Origin of the sequence: Pandoraea aquatica, from assembly GCF_902459565.1 — a bacterium.
GTDB classification, from domain to species: domain Bacteria; phylum Pseudomonadota; class Gammaproteobacteria; order Burkholderiales; family Burkholderiaceae; genus Pandoraea; species Pandoraea aquatica.
On the sequence record NZ_CABPSN010000009.1, the window covers coordinates 135,688 to 151,075 of the forward strand.

At 63.3% G+C, this 15,388-nt stretch carries 9 protein-coding genes, 1 tRNA gene and 2 riboswitches; of the genes, 3 read left to right on the forward strand and 7 right to left on the reverse strand.

What is annotated here, in order from left to right; all coding sequences use genetic code 11:
* Window positions 1–244: 244 nt before the first annotated feature.
* The 6 genes from PAQ31011_RS23095 to PAQ31011_RS23120 all read right to left on the reverse strand — a co-directional run bounded on the left by PAQ31011_RS23095 (window position 245) and on the right by PAQ31011_RS23120 (window position 10,015).
* Window positions 245–2,152, reverse strand: a complete 1,908-nt coding sequence (locus tag PAQ31011_RS23095; protein ID WP_150578022.1) for a hypothetical protein — start codon at window positions 2,150–2,152, stop codon at window positions 245–247.
* A 223-nt stretch (window positions 2,153–2,375) separates the two neighbouring features.
* Window positions 2,376–3,779, reverse strand: a complete 1,404-nt coding sequence (locus PAQ31011_RS23100; RefSeq protein ID WP_150578023.1) for an L-serine ammonia-lyase — start codon at window positions 3,777–3,779, stop codon at window positions 2,376–2,378.
* Between the two features lie 139 nt (window positions 3,780–3,918).
* Window positions 3,919–6,846 (reverse strand): aminomethyl-transferring glycine dehydrogenase, encoded by a 2,928-nt coding sequence (gene gcvP / locus PAQ31011_RS23105; protein WP_150578024.1) that lies wholly within the window; start codon window positions 6,844–6,846, stop codon window positions 3,919–3,921.
* A gap of 160 nt (window positions 6,847–7,006) precedes the next feature.
* Window positions 7,007–7,390 (reverse strand): glycine cleavage system protein GcvH, encoded by a 384-nt coding sequence (gcvH, locus tag PAQ31011_RS23110; RefSeq protein WP_039393944.1) that lies wholly within the window; start codon window positions 7,388–7,390, stop codon window positions 7,007–7,009.
* Between the two features lie 77 nt (window positions 7,391–7,467).
* Window positions 7,468–8,574: a glycine cleavage system aminomethyltransferase GcvT gene (gene gcvT / locus PAQ31011_RS23115; RefSeq protein ID WP_150578025.1), complete on the reverse strand. Its 1,107-nt coding sequence runs from the start codon at window positions 8,572–8,574 to the stop codon at window positions 7,468–7,470.
* 174 nt (window positions 8,575–8,748) lie between these two features.
* Window positions 8,749–8,870: riboswitch (glycine riboswitch) on the reverse strand.
* 8 nt (window positions 8,871–8,878) lie between these two features.
* Window positions 8,879–8,975: riboswitch (glycine riboswitch) on the reverse strand.
* Between the two features lie 143 nt (window positions 8,976–9,118).
* Window positions 9,119–10,015 (reverse strand): hypothetical protein, encoded by an 897-nt coding sequence (locus PAQ31011_RS23120; RefSeq protein WP_150578026.1) that lies wholly within the window; start codon window positions 10,013–10,015, stop codon window positions 9,119–9,121.
* Between the two features lie 415 nt (window positions 10,016–10,430).
* On the opposite strand from PAQ31011_RS23120, the gene PAQ31011_RS23125 reads away from it, so the two are divergent.
* Both PAQ31011_RS23125 and PAQ31011_RS23130 read left to right on the forward strand, forming a co-directional pair.
* A complete protein-coding gene (locus tag PAQ31011_RS23125) occupies window positions 10,431–12,539 on the forward strand; it encodes a UvrD-helicase domain-containing protein (protein WP_150578027.1) in 2,109 nt (702 codons plus the stop codon).
* A 554-nt stretch (window positions 12,540–13,093) separates the two neighbouring features.
* Entirely contained in the window at window positions 13,094–13,870 is a 777-nt protein-coding gene (locus PAQ31011_RS23130; RefSeq protein WP_150578028.1) for a metallophosphoesterase, read from the forward strand.
* A gap of 90 nt (window positions 13,871–13,960) precedes the next feature.
* Here the strand turns inward: PAQ31011_RS23130 and PAQ31011_RS23135 are convergent, their stop codons facing one another.
* A complete protein-coding gene (locus PAQ31011_RS23135) occupies window positions 13,961–14,857 on the reverse strand; it encodes a c-type cytochrome (protein WP_150578029.1) in 897 nt (298 codons plus the stop codon).
* Between the two features lie 392 nt (window positions 14,858–15,249).
* Here PAQ31011_RS23135 and PAQ31011_RS23140 point away from each other — a divergent pair.
* Window positions 15,250–15,325, forward strand: a tRNA-Arg gene (locus PAQ31011_RS23140).
* Window positions 15,326–15,388 lie beyond the last annotated feature (63 nt).

The following is a 15,388-nucleotide window of genomic DNA, read 5'->3' on the forward strand; positions in this document are numbered from 1 at the left end:
GTCCCCCGGGAACCCGGGGCGTGAGGCAGGAGAATCGCAAGATTTCGCTTAATTCGACGCTTTGCCACTGCACTTTGCGTTTATTCCTAGACGCTGACGCACCTGAGGCGTCGAATCCGGCTTGCAGACAATAAAAAAGCCGCTCGGCATTCGCCGGGCGGCTCAAAGACAAGGCAAGGAGACATCGGTGAGTAGATTAACGGGGGAATGTGGCATTCATGTGACGGACATATGGGCATCGAGGTCACCAGGTGGACACACAGTTATTACCTTCGTAACTGCATACCGAGAAGCCTGCGGCCAGTGTGTCTGCTTTCGTTGGAAAAGCGCAGGTCACTTCGCCATACGTATTGCCGAAGTCGACGATGGGCGTTCCGTCGGTATCCATCTCAACAGAGGCTCGTTTGGAACCTCCGGATGTCGAATAGCACCAGTTCCGTTCCCTCACTGTGCATGCCAGCGCACCTTTCATTCGGCTCCGATAGCTACCGCTGCAATTGGCCCACTCGTACTTCCAGATGCCCATCACGATGTGCTCTTGCTGACGACGCGCAAATATGGCGGCGGTTCTCGTCTTGAATTCGCTGGAATCGCTTGAGAACTGTTCATAGGGCGCGATGGCGACATAAGTCCACGCGTTGGGGCCGGTGAGCGAGTACATCTCGCCTTTTACCCATGACGAACGTGACAGACACGCGACTTCGGTGCCGCGCCCAATTCCCTTAAAGGACACTGAGCCGTTGGCCTCCAACCAAACCTCGGGACTGCCCGCGCCGGTCGGGCTAACGAACGTCGGCGACGTCATGTCGGTCCGACGCATACCGACAGGCGCGCAGGCCAGCGCGCCGTCGACGCGAACCATCCCTTGCGTAGCGCCCGGCTTGAACGTGGAGAGCCAGATCGCCTCGCGTGTCCGGATGACTTTGATGATGGGATCCGGTACCTCGGTGATGGTCTTCGGTGTACTCGCCAGTTGCCAGGAACCTCCCTGACACGAAAGCACCCGCCCGCCGGCGTCCAGCGCAATGCCGTTGGACGCAGAACGGTCGAGGCCACCCACACCACTGCAGGCGCCGCCAACGCGGTACTCCTTTTCCAGCACGACAACACCTGATCCCGATTTCAAGGCCTCCTTCGAAGTGACGGTGTCCGCAACCGCCTTACCGCTGACGTTCAGATCCTTTGAAACCTGCACACTGCCCGCGCTCAGCAGACCATTGACCTCCGCGCTCGCGACTTCAAGACTCCCCATCGTCAGCTTTCCGGCTCCCTTGATGTCTCCCGCCCCGACGATGTCGCTTCGCGCCTTGGTCTTCGGATCGGTCAGATTTAGCTCCCCCTTTATCGTGACGTTCGTCGCGTCCAGCGTGCCGGTCACGGTCGCACTCGCGACCTGAAGCTCGTGTCCCACGATCTTTCCCGCCCCCACGATGTCGTGCTTGTCCATCTTCAGATCGCCGGTCATCGGCCGCGAACCATCGCGACGAAGATAAGCATCCATCGCACTGGTGGAGTAACCGCCGCGCATTGCAACGAGGCCTCCTGTCGTCGCGAAATTCGCAACCGTACTGCTGCGTCCATTAGCCTCAAGAAATCGGAACGCGTGGCCCCCTTCCGTCTGCGAAACCCCACCTAACATGCCGATCTTGCGCGCAGCAATCGCCGCCGCATCCATGTCCGGCTCAGACGAATAAGGTTTCGGAATCGGCTTCTCGATGTACGTCAGGGTTTCGACGTTGCGCTTTTGTCCAGGGACATCAGGCGACAGATAGACCCGAATGACGTACTCCCCCACATTCCCCGGCGGACGCTCACCGATGCCGCTCGCGTTCGTCGCCTTGATCAACCTGGCGGCGGTGAGTTTTCCGACGTAGACATTGCCCTGCGAATCCGTCTCTCGTTGGAATGTCTCGCCACCGGCCTTAAGCTCGGGTTTCCCATCGCGCAACAACGCATCGATCTCATGATGATGTTCGACAACAAAGCTTTGCACTCTGTCGCCCACGATCTTGAGCGCCTCGCCGATACGTTCGGCTCGCTCGATTCGCATCTGACGCGCGTAGTTCACACCCCAGAACGAGATCAGTACGCCAAGAATGGCGACCGCTATCGCGGCCGAAATCAGGAATGCGCCTGCTTGCTTCTTTCGCATTGTCCGTGCCCTCTCTCTCAGTCACGTCACTGCCGCGCAACGCCATATCGTGCGTGGCAGTAAAGACGTCAAGCCCGCTATTCTCTAGGCAAGCGTCCGAAAGAGGTCTGGGAAATGCCCGAACTTTGCAAACCGCGATCACGAAACCGACAACGGTGGCGTCAAAAAGAAAAAAGCCGCACGGCGAAAACCGTGCGGCTTTGACTTGGCTACGCAGAACGCGTCAGCACTCGACGATATTCACCGCGAGTCCACCGCGCGCCGTTTCCTTGTACTTCGTCTTCATATCGGCACCGGTTTCGCGCATCGTCTTGATGACGGAGTCGAGCGACACATAGTGCGCACCGTCGCCGCGCAGTGCCATGCGTGCGGCGTTCACGGCCTTCACGGACGCCATCGCGTTGCGCTCGATGCACGGGATCTGCACGAGGCCGCCGACCGGGTCGCACGTCAGACCCAGGTTGTGCTCCATGCCGATCTCGGCCGCGTTCTCGACTTGCGCGACCGTGCCGCCCAGCACTGCGGCGAGCGCACCCGCCGCCATCGAGCACGCCACACCGACTTCGCCCTGACAGCCCACTTCCGCGCCGGAGATCGACGCGTTGAGTTTGTACAGAATGCCGATGGCCCCGGCCGTGAGCAGGAAGTCGATCACACCCTGTTCGTTCGCGCCATGCACGAAACGGTCGTAGTAATGCAGCACCGACGGGATGATCCCAGCCGCGCCATTGGTCGGTGCCGTCACAACACGACCACCCGCTGCGTTCTCTTCATTGACGGCAATCGCGTAGAGGTTCACCCAGTCCATCACCGACAGCGGATCGGACAGCGTGCGCTCCGCACGTTGCGTCAGTTGACGATACAACTCCGGCGCACGACGGCGCACATGCAGCGGCCCCGGCAACTCGCCGTCGGCCTCGGGGTTACCGATGCCGCATCCGCGCGTCACGCACGACTGCATCACGTTCCAGATGTTGAGCAAGCCGCGACGAATGTCCTCCTCCGCGTTCTCGCCGTGATGCCAGACCTTCTCGTTTTCCCACATCAGCTGGGCGATGGACTTGCCGCTCGCACGGCACATCTCCAGCAATTCCTTGCCCGTGCGGAACGGATACGGCAACTGGTTATGCGCGGAGAGCACCTGCGCATTCGACGCACCGGCCGTCACCACGAAACCACCACCGACCGACAGATAACGCCCTTCGCGCAGCGTGTTACCTGAACCGTCGAACGCGTGGAATTTCATGCCGTTCGGATGTTCCGCCATCGCCTCGCGACGGTAAAACACCATGTGTTCCTTCTCGACGAACGGCACCTCGTGCTTGCCGAGAATCGACAGCACTTTTTCCTTGCGCATGACAGCGAGACGCGCGGCAATCGTCGACGGATCGACCGTATCGGGCGCGTCGCCCATGAAGCCGAGCAACACGCCCTTGTCGGTGCCGTGGCCTTTGCCCGTCGCGCCGAGCGAGCCGTAAAGCTCCGCACGCACCGACGCCACTTGCGGCAGCAGGCCGTCGCGCTCAAGACCTTGCACGAACATCAGCGCCGCGCGCATTGGCCCGACGGTATGCGAACTCGACGGTCCGATACCGATCTTGAACAAATCGAAAACTGAAACGGCCATGAGGCTTCCCTGAAGTTCTGAAACGTGTTTGTGACTCGACGGATACCACCAGTCTGGCGCATCCGCGTTACATCTATAGAGACAAAAAGGGGCCAGCAATGTTTCTGCCGGCCCCCGTTTGTCGAATTATCGCGACAATTTACTCGTAGTCGCTCATCGGCACACAGGCGCAGAACAGGTTCCGGTCGCCGTAGACGTTATCGGCACGTCCGACCGGCGGCCAGTACTTGCGCTCGCGCAGGGCCTTCACCGGGTACGCCGCCTGGCTGCGCGCGTACGCGTGCGTCCATTCGTCGGCGGTCACGACATCGGCCGTGTGCGGTGCGTGCTTGAGCGGGTTGTCTTCGCGATCGGCACGGCCTTCTTCCACCGCGCGAATTTCCTCGCGAATCGTCACCATCGCCTCGATGAAGCGGTCCAGTTCGTGCTTCGATTCCGACTCGGTCGGCTCGACCATCAGCGTGCCCGGCACCGGGAAGCTCATCGTCGGGGCGTGGAAGCCGAAGTCCATCAGGCGCTTGGCCACGTCGTCGACGCTAATGCCGCTGGTGTCCTTGAGAGGGCGCAGATCGAGAATGCACTCGTGCGCCACCAGACCGCCCGGGCCCGTGTACAGCACCGGATAGTGCGGCGCGAGCTTCTTGGCGAGGTAGTTGGCGTTGAGGATGGCCGTCTCGGTCGCGGCCGTCAGGCCCTGTGCGCCCATCATGGCAACGTACATCCACGAGATCGGCAGAATCGATGCCGAACCGTAGGGTGCTGCCGACACCGCGCCGATGCCATCGGCATCGCGCGAGTAACCCGTCGAGCGCTGGTTCGGCAGGAACTGCGCCAGATGCGCGCCCACCGCCACCGGACCGACGCCCGGGCCGCCACCGCCGTGCGGAATGCAGAACGTCTTGTGCAGGTTCAGGTGCGAGACGTCGCCGCCGAATTCGCCCGGTGCGCACAGACCGACCATCGCGTTCATGTTCGCGCCGTCGACATACACCTGACCGCCGTTGGCATGCACGATTTCGCAAATCTGACGGGCACCCGCTTCGAACACGCCGTGCGTGGACGGGTACGTCATCATGATCGCGGCCAGACGGTCGCGATGCTGCTCGGCCTTCGCTTGCAGGTCGGCCAGATCGACGTTGCCGTTCGCATCGCATGCGACGACCACGACCTGCATGCCGGCCATCTGCGCCGATGCCGGGTTCGTGCCGTGGGCCGACGCCGGGATCAGGCAGATGTCGCGATGCGCTTCACCACGCGACGCGTGATACGCCTGAATGATCAGCAGGCCAGCGTACTCGCCTTGCGAACCGGCGTTCGGTTGCAGCGAGACAGCGGCGTAACCCGTGGCGGCGACGAGCATTTGCTCCAGCTGGTCGATCATCGTGCGGTAGCCGACGGTCTGCTCGGTCGGTGCGAACGGGTGGATCTGACCGAATTCCGGCCACGTCACCGGCAGCATTTCCGAGGTCGCGTTGAGCTTCATCGTGCACGAGCCCAGCGGGATCATCGTGCGATCGAGCGCGAGGTCCTTGTCCGACAGGCTGCGCAGGTAACGCAGCATTTCGTGCTCGGAGTGGTAGCGGTTGAACACCGGGTGCGTGAGGTACGCGCTCTGACGCGAGAGCGACGCCGGGAAACCGCTGGCGACGGTGGCTTCGATGGCGTCGAAGTCCAACGACACTGCGCTCTTGCCCAGCCCTTCTGCGACGACTTCCCACAGCGCGATCACATCGGCGCGCGTGCTGGTCTCGTCGAGCGAAATGCCCACGGTGTCGGCGTCTTCGCGACGCAGGTTGAAGCGGCGCGCCGCAGCCACCGTGTGAACGGTGTCTGCACGACCGGTGACGGGGACCGTCAGCGTATCGAAGAACGTCGCGTTGCGCGGGGTGGCACCCAGCGTTGCGAGACCGGCGGCCAGCGTCGCCGTCAGACGGTGCACGCGTTCAGCGATCACACGCAGGCCCTGCGGGCCGTGATACGCGGCGTACATGCTGGCCATGATGGCGAGCAGCGCCTGTGCGGTACAGATGTTCGACGTCGCCTTCTCGCGACGGATGTGCTGCTCGCGCGTTTGCAGCGCCAGACGCAGCGCAGGCTTACCTTGCGAATCGACCGACACGCCGACCAGGCGACCCGGCATCGAGCGCTTGAGTTCGTCGCGCGTGGCCAGATAGGCGGCGTGCGGGCCGCCGAAGCCCATCGGCACGCCGAAGCGCTGGCTGTTACCGACAGCAACGTCTGCGCCCCACTCGCCCGGCGGCGTGAGCAGCGTGAGCGAGAGCAGATCGGCCGCTGCGATCAGCATGCCGCCCTTGGCGTGGATCGCGTCGGCCAGCGCGCGGTAGTCGCGCACGTCGCCGCCCACACCCGGGTATTGCACCAGCACGCCGAACGCATCGATTTCCGTGGCAGCGGCCACCGGGCCGACCTGCACTTCGATACCCAGCGGCTTGGCGCGCGTTTGCACGACTTCGATGGTTTGCGGCAGCACGTCGTCGGCCACGAAGAACGTGTTCGACTTCGACTTGCCCGTGCGCTTGACCAGCGTCATCGCCTCGGCGGCAGCGGTCGCTTCGTCGAGCATCGACGCGTTGGCAATCGCCAGCCCCGTCATGTCGATGATCATCTGCTGGTAGTTGAGCAGCGCTTCGAGGCGGCCCTGCGAGATTTCCGGCTGGTACGGCGTGTAGGCCGTGTACCAGGCGGGGTTCTCGAGCACGTTTCGCAGAATCACGCCCGGCGTGAGCGTGTTGAAGTAGCCCTGACCGATGAACGACTTGAAGACCTGATTCTGGTCGGCCAGCGCACGCAGTTGCGCCAGCGCCTGTGCTTCGGTTTGCGGGGCAGCGAACTGACCGAGCGACGTGGCGAAGCGGGCGCTGTCGCGACGGATCGAGTCGGGCACGACGGCGTCGATCAGTGCAGCGCGCGAGGCGTAGCCAAGCTCGGAGAGCATGGCTTGTTGTTCGGGGGTGTCCGGGCCGATGTGGCGCGCGGAGAAGTTGTCGCGCTGCTCAAGCTCGGCAAGCGAGCGGCGCGCGGCCTGCAGGTCGGTCAAAGCATTCATGGGTCAAATCTCTCGTTCGATCACGGCAAGTGACGGCGTAGGAGGTATTGCTTCATTCAAGTCGTCTCGACGGAGTCACGGGATGTGAACTGCGCCGCGCGAGCCGAAGCCGCACAGCGCCGTCCACAGACCGGACTCGGTCGTCAGACCGATCGGCCGGTCAGGCGCCGATCTTCTTGGCGTAAGCGCCGGCGTCGAGCAGCTTGTCCAGCTCGGCCACGTTCGACGGCTTCACGCGGAACAGCCAGTTGCCGTAGGCGTCGCCGTTGATCAGGTCGGGCGAGCCCGGCACTTCTTCGTTCACTTCGAGGATCTCGCCGCTGACCGGCGAGTGGACGTCTGCCGCCGCCTTGACCGATTCGATCACGGTCGAGGCTTCGTCAGCGGCCACCGTGCGGCCGACATCCGGCAGCTCGACGAACACGATGTCGCCCAGGGATTCCTGTGCGAAGTCGGTAATGCCGACCGTCACGGTGCCGTCGGCTTCGAGACGCGCCCATTCGTCGGATTCGGTGTACTTCAGGTTATCGGGGATGTTCGCCATGTTGACGCTCCGGGATTCAGTGTTTGGGGTATTCGGTTATCGGTACTTCGTGTCGCCTTACCGTGGTGCGGTGGTGCTCAGGCCACCACGGCCTTGCCGTGACGCACGAACGGTAATTTGACCACACGTGCGGGCAATTGCTTGTCACGAATTTGCACATGGACGACGGCGCCGTCCGGCACGCCCTTCGGCAGGCGTGCAAAAGCGATCGATTGCTGGAGGCTCGGGCTGAACGTGCCGCTGGTGATTTCACCGTCGCCTGCGTCCGTCACCACGACCTGATGGGCGCGCAGCACGCCGCCCTTACCGTCGAGCACGAGACCGGCGAAGCGCCACGTCTGGCCGCGCGAGATCAGCGAGTCCTTGCCCACGAACGTGCGGTCGCTTTCCTTTTCGACGGTCCAGCCCAGGCCGGCGTCGAGCGGCGACACGTCATCGTCCATGTCCTGACCGTAGAGGTTCATGCCCGCTTCGAGACGCAGCGTGTCGCGCGCGCCGAGACCGGCCGGACGCACGCCAGCGGCGACCAGCGCCTGCCACAGCGCCGCCACGTGATCCGAGTTCACAACGACTTCGAAGCCGTCTTCACCGGTGTAGCCGGTGCGCGCGATCATCAGCTCACCGAAAGCGGTGTCTTTTGCGAACGCGGCGTTGAACGGCTTGAGGGTTTCACTGACCGCCTGGCTGCCCGGTACGGCCTGCCACACCTTGGCGCGGGCGTTCGGGCCCTGCACGGCCACGATCGACAGATCGCGACGCGGGGTGATCGTCAGGCTGTAATCGCCGTGGGCGTTGAGCTGACCGATCCACGCGAGGTCTTTATCGGCGGTACCGGCATTCACGACGATGCGGAACCAGTCTTCGGCGATGAAATAGATGATGAGGTCGTCGATCACGCCGCCGCTCGGGTTGAGCATGCAGGTGTAGAGGGCCTTACCCGGGGATTGGAGTTTGTCGACGTTGTTGGCGACGGCGAAACGCAGGAATTCGCGGCAGCTCGGGCCGTGCAGGTCGACCACACACATATGCGAGACGTCGAACATGCCGGCGTCGGTGCGCACGGCGTTGTGCTCTTCGATCTGGGAGCCGTAGTTCACCGGCATGTCCCAGCCGCCGAAATCGACCATGCGGGCACCGGCTGCGCGGTGCGTCTCGTTGAGCGGAGTACGTTTGAGTTCGGTCATCGGGGCGTCTGTCCGTAAGGCACCAGGGTTCATGAATTCCGGACGACGCGGGGCGAGGCTAGGCGAATGCGCCGCTTACCGTCCGAAAATGCAAAAAGGGGTCATCTCGACGACCGGCACTTGTCGCGCGGGGCGCGTGCTTGTGCACTAGCCCGGCGCAATGCCAGTTGGCGAGATGACCCCTCTGTCCTTGGTACCTGAGAGATTGCCCGGTTCACGATGCTGTTGATGACCGGCCCCTTCGGTGGGTTGCCCGCGTGCCATGCACGCCGCAACCGCTCTCCAGAGATCGAAGGCGATGCCTTCGGCGCGGCCGGTCCTTGATGCCTGAGAGTTTGTGGGTATTACCCCTTCGGCGGCGCCGGCATGTGCTTCCCGGCGCGCTCTCCCGACCACGCTCGCGCACTTTACGGGGAAAGCCGGGGGCTGTCAATTTGGGCCAAAAACGGCGCGATGCCCCGTGCGCTTTCCCTGCAATTGCGGCGCAATTTCATGCCCATTCGATGTCGATTCCGAGCCGATTTAGTGACGATTCAGCGCCGATTTAGCGCGACTCGCCCGGATTCGTGCCCGCCGGACACCCGTCTCGTCCCCATCGTCCGTTGCATACCGCCCAGATGCAGCGCTGCTTCGGGATCACCTCGAACCATCGATAGCGATCGCATTGCGCGAGCGCGGCGGCAATCGTCGCCGCAGCCGTTTGCGCCGTGGGTGCGGACGCCACCGCTGCCGTTGCCCCCTCGGACGGCCCTTGCGCCGGCGGCACGGCCGCAATCGCACCGATGTCGTCGTTGTCGTAGTGGGCAGGCAGATCGCTGTTGGCCGCCGTCCGGGGCGGCGCACGGTTCCCGGCCGCCGCTTCGCTTCGGCTGAGCAATTGCATCATCGGGTCAGGGGCATTGCTCGGAGATACGGCTGACGGCGACGTCGCGGCCGCCGTCAGCGCCGCCGTGGCCGCCGAGGCGGTCAATGGCGCGCCGCCGCCCGCCGTAGTCGCCGCAATCTCGGCTGCCGCACCGGACGCCGCCGCGTCCACCGCAGCGAGCGCCTGCGCGCGCGCCAGGGCGGCCGACGCTTCGCTCGCCGCACCCGCCACGGGGCTCGAAGCCAGCGGCGGCGTATCGTTACCGGAATTGAACGGCGTGACGGTCAGTCCGCCGGGAGGCTTCGGCACCGGGTCGACGTATGGCGCACGCAGGTTCCACCAGATGCCAAGCAGTGCGATGGCGGCAAACACCGCCGTGCCAATCACGAGTGCACTGTTGAGCCAGCCGGGCTCTTCGCCACGCGCACGGCGCTCGCGTCGAGTGGGCTTTCGAGAGGGAGGATCGTCAGACACAGCGGCATCGCGTTGCGCAGATCCCATGGGCGAGCGCATCTCGGGCATCGCACCGACGGCACCTGCCGCAGCGCCGGCCATGCCGGCGGCGGCCACGCTCAAACCCTCATCCGGGAGGAATCCGGGTTCGGCATCCGCGAGTGTTGCGCCGCACTTCACACAGTGCAGTGCACGCGTCGCATTGTTCGTCCCACAGGTTGGACATTGCACGGCGACCTCACCACGATGGCAACGTTTTTCATTATAGGCACCCGCTCGGCGTCGACGCCAGCGCGACACCCTCTGCCTGCGGCCGCGCGTCGCGTCGGCCCCACAGTCGGCCCCCTTCAGTCGCCCGTCGCACACCTGTCGGTAGGGACGATCCCTCGGTGTCACGGCGGTGTGCATGCTGCGTGATAGACTTGCCCACCACCCGGCGCATGCCCGTTCCGACCGATTCCGACCGAATTGCGGAACCGCTATCAGGCATGCCGCACGCGGCCAGCGCTTTCAATCTTCGTCCCCATCGCTTCACACCATGTCGTCCTTTCCGCTCAATCCTGCCCAGAACGAAGCCACGCACTATTTCGACGGCCCATGCCTCGTGCTGGCCGGCGCAGGCAGCGGCAAGACGCGCGTCATCACGCAGAAGATCGCGTGGCTCATCGAAGCCAAGGGATTCGAGCCCAAGCACATCGCCGCCGTGACCTTCACGAACAAAGCGGCGGCCGAAATGCGCGAGCGGGTGGCAAAGCAGCTCGAAGGCAAGACCCTCACCACGCCGGGCAAGGTCGGGCGCAAGGTGCCGGTCAATCAGCTCACCATCTGTACGTTTCACTCGCTGGGCGTGCAGATCCTGCGACGCGAAGCGGAGAACGTCGGCCTCAAACCTCAGTTCTCGATTCTCGACGCCGACGACTGCTTCGGCCTCATTCAGGAACAGCTCGGCACGACCGACAAGGCGATGATTCGCGGCGTGCAAACCGCCATCTCCCTGTGGAAGAACGGCCTCGTCACGCCGGAAGTCGCGCTCGCTGCCGCCGAGACGGCCGACGAACATCAGGCGGCCGTCGTCTACCGCAATTACATGGCGACGTTGCAGGCCTATCAGGCGGTCGACTTCGACGATCTGATCCGTCTGCCCGCCGAACTCTTCGAGCGCGACGAGGAAGTACGCGAGCGCTGGCAGAACAAGCTGCGCTATCTGCTCATCGACGAGTATCAGGACACCAACACCTGTCAGTACCTGCTGCTCAAGCTGCTCGCCGGGCCGCGCGCGGCATTCACGGCCGTGGGCGACGACGATCAGGCGATCTACGGCTGGCGCGGCGCAACGCTGGAAAACCTCAAGCAGCTGCAAGTCGACTTCCCGACGCTCAAGGTCATCAAGCTCGAACAGAATTACCGTTCGACGTCGCGCATCCTGACGGCGGCGAACAACGTCATCGCGAAGAATCCGAAAATCTTCGAGAAGAAGCTCTGGAGTGAGCACGGTCTGGGCGATCCCATCACCGTCACCGCGATGAACGACGAAGAGCATGAAGCCGAGTCGGTCGTCTTCCGTCTGTCCGCGCATAAGTTCGAACGTCGTGCGGAATTTCGCGACTACGCCATCCTCTATCGTGGCAACCATCAGGCGCGCATCTTCGAACAGGTGCTGCGCCGCGAGCGCATTCCGTATGTGCTCTCGGGCGGTCAGTCGTTCTTCGACAAAGCAGAAATCAAGGATCTCTGCGCGTATCTGCGACTGCTCGCGAATCCCGACGACGATCCCGCGTTCATCCGCGCCGTGACGACACCGCGCCGGGGCGTGGGCAGCACCACGCTCGAAGCGCTGGGCAGCTTTGCGGGTCAGGCGAAGGTGTCGCTGTTCGAAGCGGTTTATATGGGCGCGGTCGAAGCGCGTCTGCAACCGCGTCAGCTCGATCCGTTGCGCGCGTTCTGCGACTTCATTCAGCGCATTGCGGCGCGCGCCGCGCGCGATCCGGCCAACGAGGTCATCGACGATCTCATGGAAGGCATTCACTACGAGGCGTATCTCTACGACACGTTCGACGAACGTCAGGCGCAATCGCGCTGGACCACCGTGCTCGAATTTCTCGAATGGATGAAGCGCAAGGGGACACGCAGCGAGACCTCGGCGACCGCTGAAGGTCTCGACTCGCTGGAAGATCAGGACGACGACGCCAAGAGCCTCATGGAACTCACGCAGACCATCGCGTTGATGTCGATGCTCGAAGGTCGCGACGGCGACGATCCGGACGCCGTGCGCCTATCGACGCTGCACGCATCGAAGGGGCTGGAGTATCCGCACGTGTTTCTCGTCGGCGTGGAAGAAGGCATTCTGCCGCACATTCGCGAAGACGAGGAAGTGACCGCCGAGAAGATCGAAGAAGAGCGCCGGTTGATGTACGTCGGCATCACGCGCGCGCAGCGCACGCTGCAACTGTCGTGGTGCAAGAAGCGCAAGCGCGCTCGTGAGACGTACACCTGCGAAGTCTCGCGTTTTGTGCCGGAAATGCAACTGGACGAAGCGCCGCCCCCGCCGCCCGAAGACGCGCCGATGTCGCCCAAGGACCGGCTTGCCAGCCTCAAGGCGATGCTCGCCGGCGGCGCGAACAAGACCCCGTCTGCATCGGACGCTTAAGCGTCACGCGTCTTCCACAAACGAATAGCCCCCGCAGGCGGGGGCTGGACCAGGACACGGCCAAACTGCGGGCCGAATGGCGTCATACGGCGACACACGGCGACGTCATTACCGGGGCTGTCGGCGGCGGCAGACACGCCGTATACACAAAATAAGCACAATGTAGGCAATGCTTACCGCTACTTGCCACTACCCGAAGACGTTTGGTCACATGCGGCAGCCGGGCTCGTTGCCACGACCACACCCGCCAGACCGGTCAAACAAAGCAGGACTGCAACCATCAGTTTTCGCATAGGCTCGCCTCCTCTCGTCAGGTGAAGTTTCACTATAGGAGCGCATCCTTTCGAAGACAAAGACATCTTGACCATCGACGCGGGCCGGGTGATAGTCGGTAAAAAACGGACGAAACGATACGCAAGTTGCGTCGATTTCGATCCAATGCCCACACCCTCCGCATCTTCGTCAGGCGCTTTGTCAGGCAACGCCATACGTTTGACGTGCGTCGCGGTCGCGCGTGTGCGGCGCCGATCCCCAGTTTTTGTGGAGCGTGGTGCGTGAGACTGCATATCCTGTCCGACCTGCATTTGTCCGTGGCGCCGTTGGCCATTCCTGAAGTCGACGCCGACGTCACGATCCTCGCCGGTGACATCAGCCGCCCGGCGCAAGCCATCGAATGGGCGACGCAATTGCCACGCCCTGTCATCTACGTTCCCGGCAACCACGAGTTCTATGGCGCGACGCTCGCCGGCACGCTGGCCGAATTGCGACGTCTGACGGCCGGCACCAACGTGCATCTGCTCGAACGCGGTTCGGTCGTCATCGGTGGCGTGCGCTTCGTTGGCACCACGTTATGGACGGACTTCGCGCTGTACGACGCCGAGGGCAAACACGACGCGGCGGTCGAAGAGTCGCAGAAGTTCGTGCGCGACTTCACGCGCATACGTGTCGGCGACCCCGCCGCCCCGTGGTCCGATCTGCCCTTCTTTTCGCCGGACGACTGCGCGGCGCTGTGTCGCGAGAACGTGGCGTGGCTCGCGCGCACGTTCGCCGCGCCCCACGACGGCCCGACGGTGGCCGTCACGCATCACGCGCCGACGCCGCAGAGCATTCATCCGCGCTTTTCGGGCTCGCTTGTCAATCCGGCGTTCATTTCGGATCTGACCTCGCTCATCGAACAATCCGACGCCGCGCTGTGGATCCACGGCCATACGCACGATTCGTTCGACTATCGTGTCGGGCACACGCGGGTGTTGTGTAATCCGCGCGGTTACTGCTTCGAGGGACGTGTCGAGAATCCGGCCTTCGATCCGCGGATGATTGTGCGCGTGTGATGCGACGGTGCAAACCCGGTTGCGTGCAGAAACAAAAATCCCCGCCGAAGCGGGGATTTTTTTCGCGCGCTACCGTGAGGTGCGAAGCGCTTACTTCGCTGCGCTCACCATGTAGTCCACGGCGGCCTTGACGTCGTCGTCCGAGGCATTGGCCGCCCCGCCCTTCGGCGGCATCGCGTTCAGGCCCTTGAGTGCCGCGTTGTGCAGCGTCTCGATGCCGGTCGCGATACGCGGTGCCCATGCGGCCTTGTCACCAAACTTCGGCGCACCTGCCACGCCAGCTGCGTGACAAGCCATACACACGGTGTCGTAAAGCTTCTTGCCTGCGTCGAGGTTGCCCCCTGCGCTGGCGGCGGCCGGGGCGGCCGTCTTGAGCGACGCCATCGCAGCGGCTGCGGCAGCGGCCGAACCTGCATCGCCCCCCGAAGCGGCAGCCGGTGCCGTCGCTGACGCTGCCGCGGCACCCGATGCGGGTGCTGCTGGCGCGGCGGGTTCCTGCAACTTGCCGCCCGACGCGTTTGCCATATAGACGATGGCGCGGCCGATTTCGTAATCCGTCACGTCGTCGGGGTTGGTGCCCCCACGCGCGGGCATGCCACCTTTGCCGGCCAACGCGATCTTGAGCATGTCGTCGTAACCGGGCTTGATGCGCGGGGCCCAGTCTTCGGAGGAGCCGACTTTCGGCGCACCTGCTACACCGGCCGCGTGGCAAGCCGCACAAACGGCCTTGTAGAGTTGTTCGCCGGTTTGATAGACGAGCGGTGCGTTGACGTCTTTGACCTCGACGTGCGCCACGGGCGCGATGCGCTCGGCAATGGCTTTTTCGGTCATGGCGGAACTGCCGGCACCGGTCAGGGCGTTGTTGCCCACGTAATTGACCAGCAAAACGATGATGACGATCGGGACGAGAAAACCGGCAATGACTGCGGCGATGAGCTGCTTGGGTGTTTTGATCAGGGACTCGTGCTCGTTATGTGCTTCACTCATGCGGGATCTCTCAATAGTTTTTGTGGAAACCGAGTGCATCACACTGGATAGTTCGCATCGGCCGCGGGCACCATCCAGTCAAAATAACGAACCATTGTAGCAACAAACCCTCGGCCGATGACGTGCCGAGGCAGTGCGCAGACGCCGCAAAAGTCCCGTATTTTCCCTAACTTACGCGAAAGCAAAAGCGGTGTTCCGCGTAGTTCGTGCGCAAAGTGCGGGCGCATTGCATACACGTCAAATCCGCGCGGGACGGGCATCTGGCAGAGAATCGCCGCATTGTGGGGCGAGAGAATGCACGGGGCATGGACGCCACGCGGCAAAACCGCTATGCTTCTACCTCTTTGCCTGCCGGTCGCGCGCTCGCGCCTTCTCCCCCGGTGGTCAGCACAGCGCCCGTAGCTCAGGGGATAGAGTATCGGCCTCCGAAGCCGAGGGTCACTGGTTCGATTCCAGTCGGGCGCACCAATCTGCCGTTTGCTTCCGTTGCCTCCACCAGACCGCATCCCCTAGTCCTCGACGGATACCCTA

Coding starts and splice junctions, on each gene's coding strand:
- PAQ31011_RS23095 (WP_150578022.1), bottom strand. CDS start 2,152: ATGCGAAAGAAGCAAGCAGGCGCATTCCTGATTTCGGCCGCGATAGCG.
- PAQ31011_RS23100 (WP_150578023.1), bottom strand. CDS start 3,779: ATGGCCGTTTCAGTTTTCGATTTGTTCAAGATCGGTATCGGACCGTCG.
- gcvP (WP_150578024.1), bottom strand. CDS start 6,846: ATGAATGCTTTGACCGACCTGCAGGCCGCGCGCCGCTCGCTTGCCGAG.
- gcvH (WP_039393944.1), bottom strand. CDS start 7,390: ATGGCGAACATCCCCGATAACCTGAAGTACACCGAATCCGACGAATGG.
- gcvT (WP_150578025.1), bottom strand. CDS start 8,574: ATGACCGAACTCAAACGTACTCCGCTCAACGAGACGCACCGCGCAGCC.
- PAQ31011_RS23125 (WP_150578027.1), top strand. CDS start 10,431: ATGTCGTCCTTTCCGCTCAATCCTGCCCAGAACGAAGCCACGCACTAT.
- PAQ31011_RS23135 (WP_150578029.1), bottom strand. CDS start 14,857: ATGAGTGAAGCACATAACGAGCACGAGTCCCTGATCAAAACACCCAAG.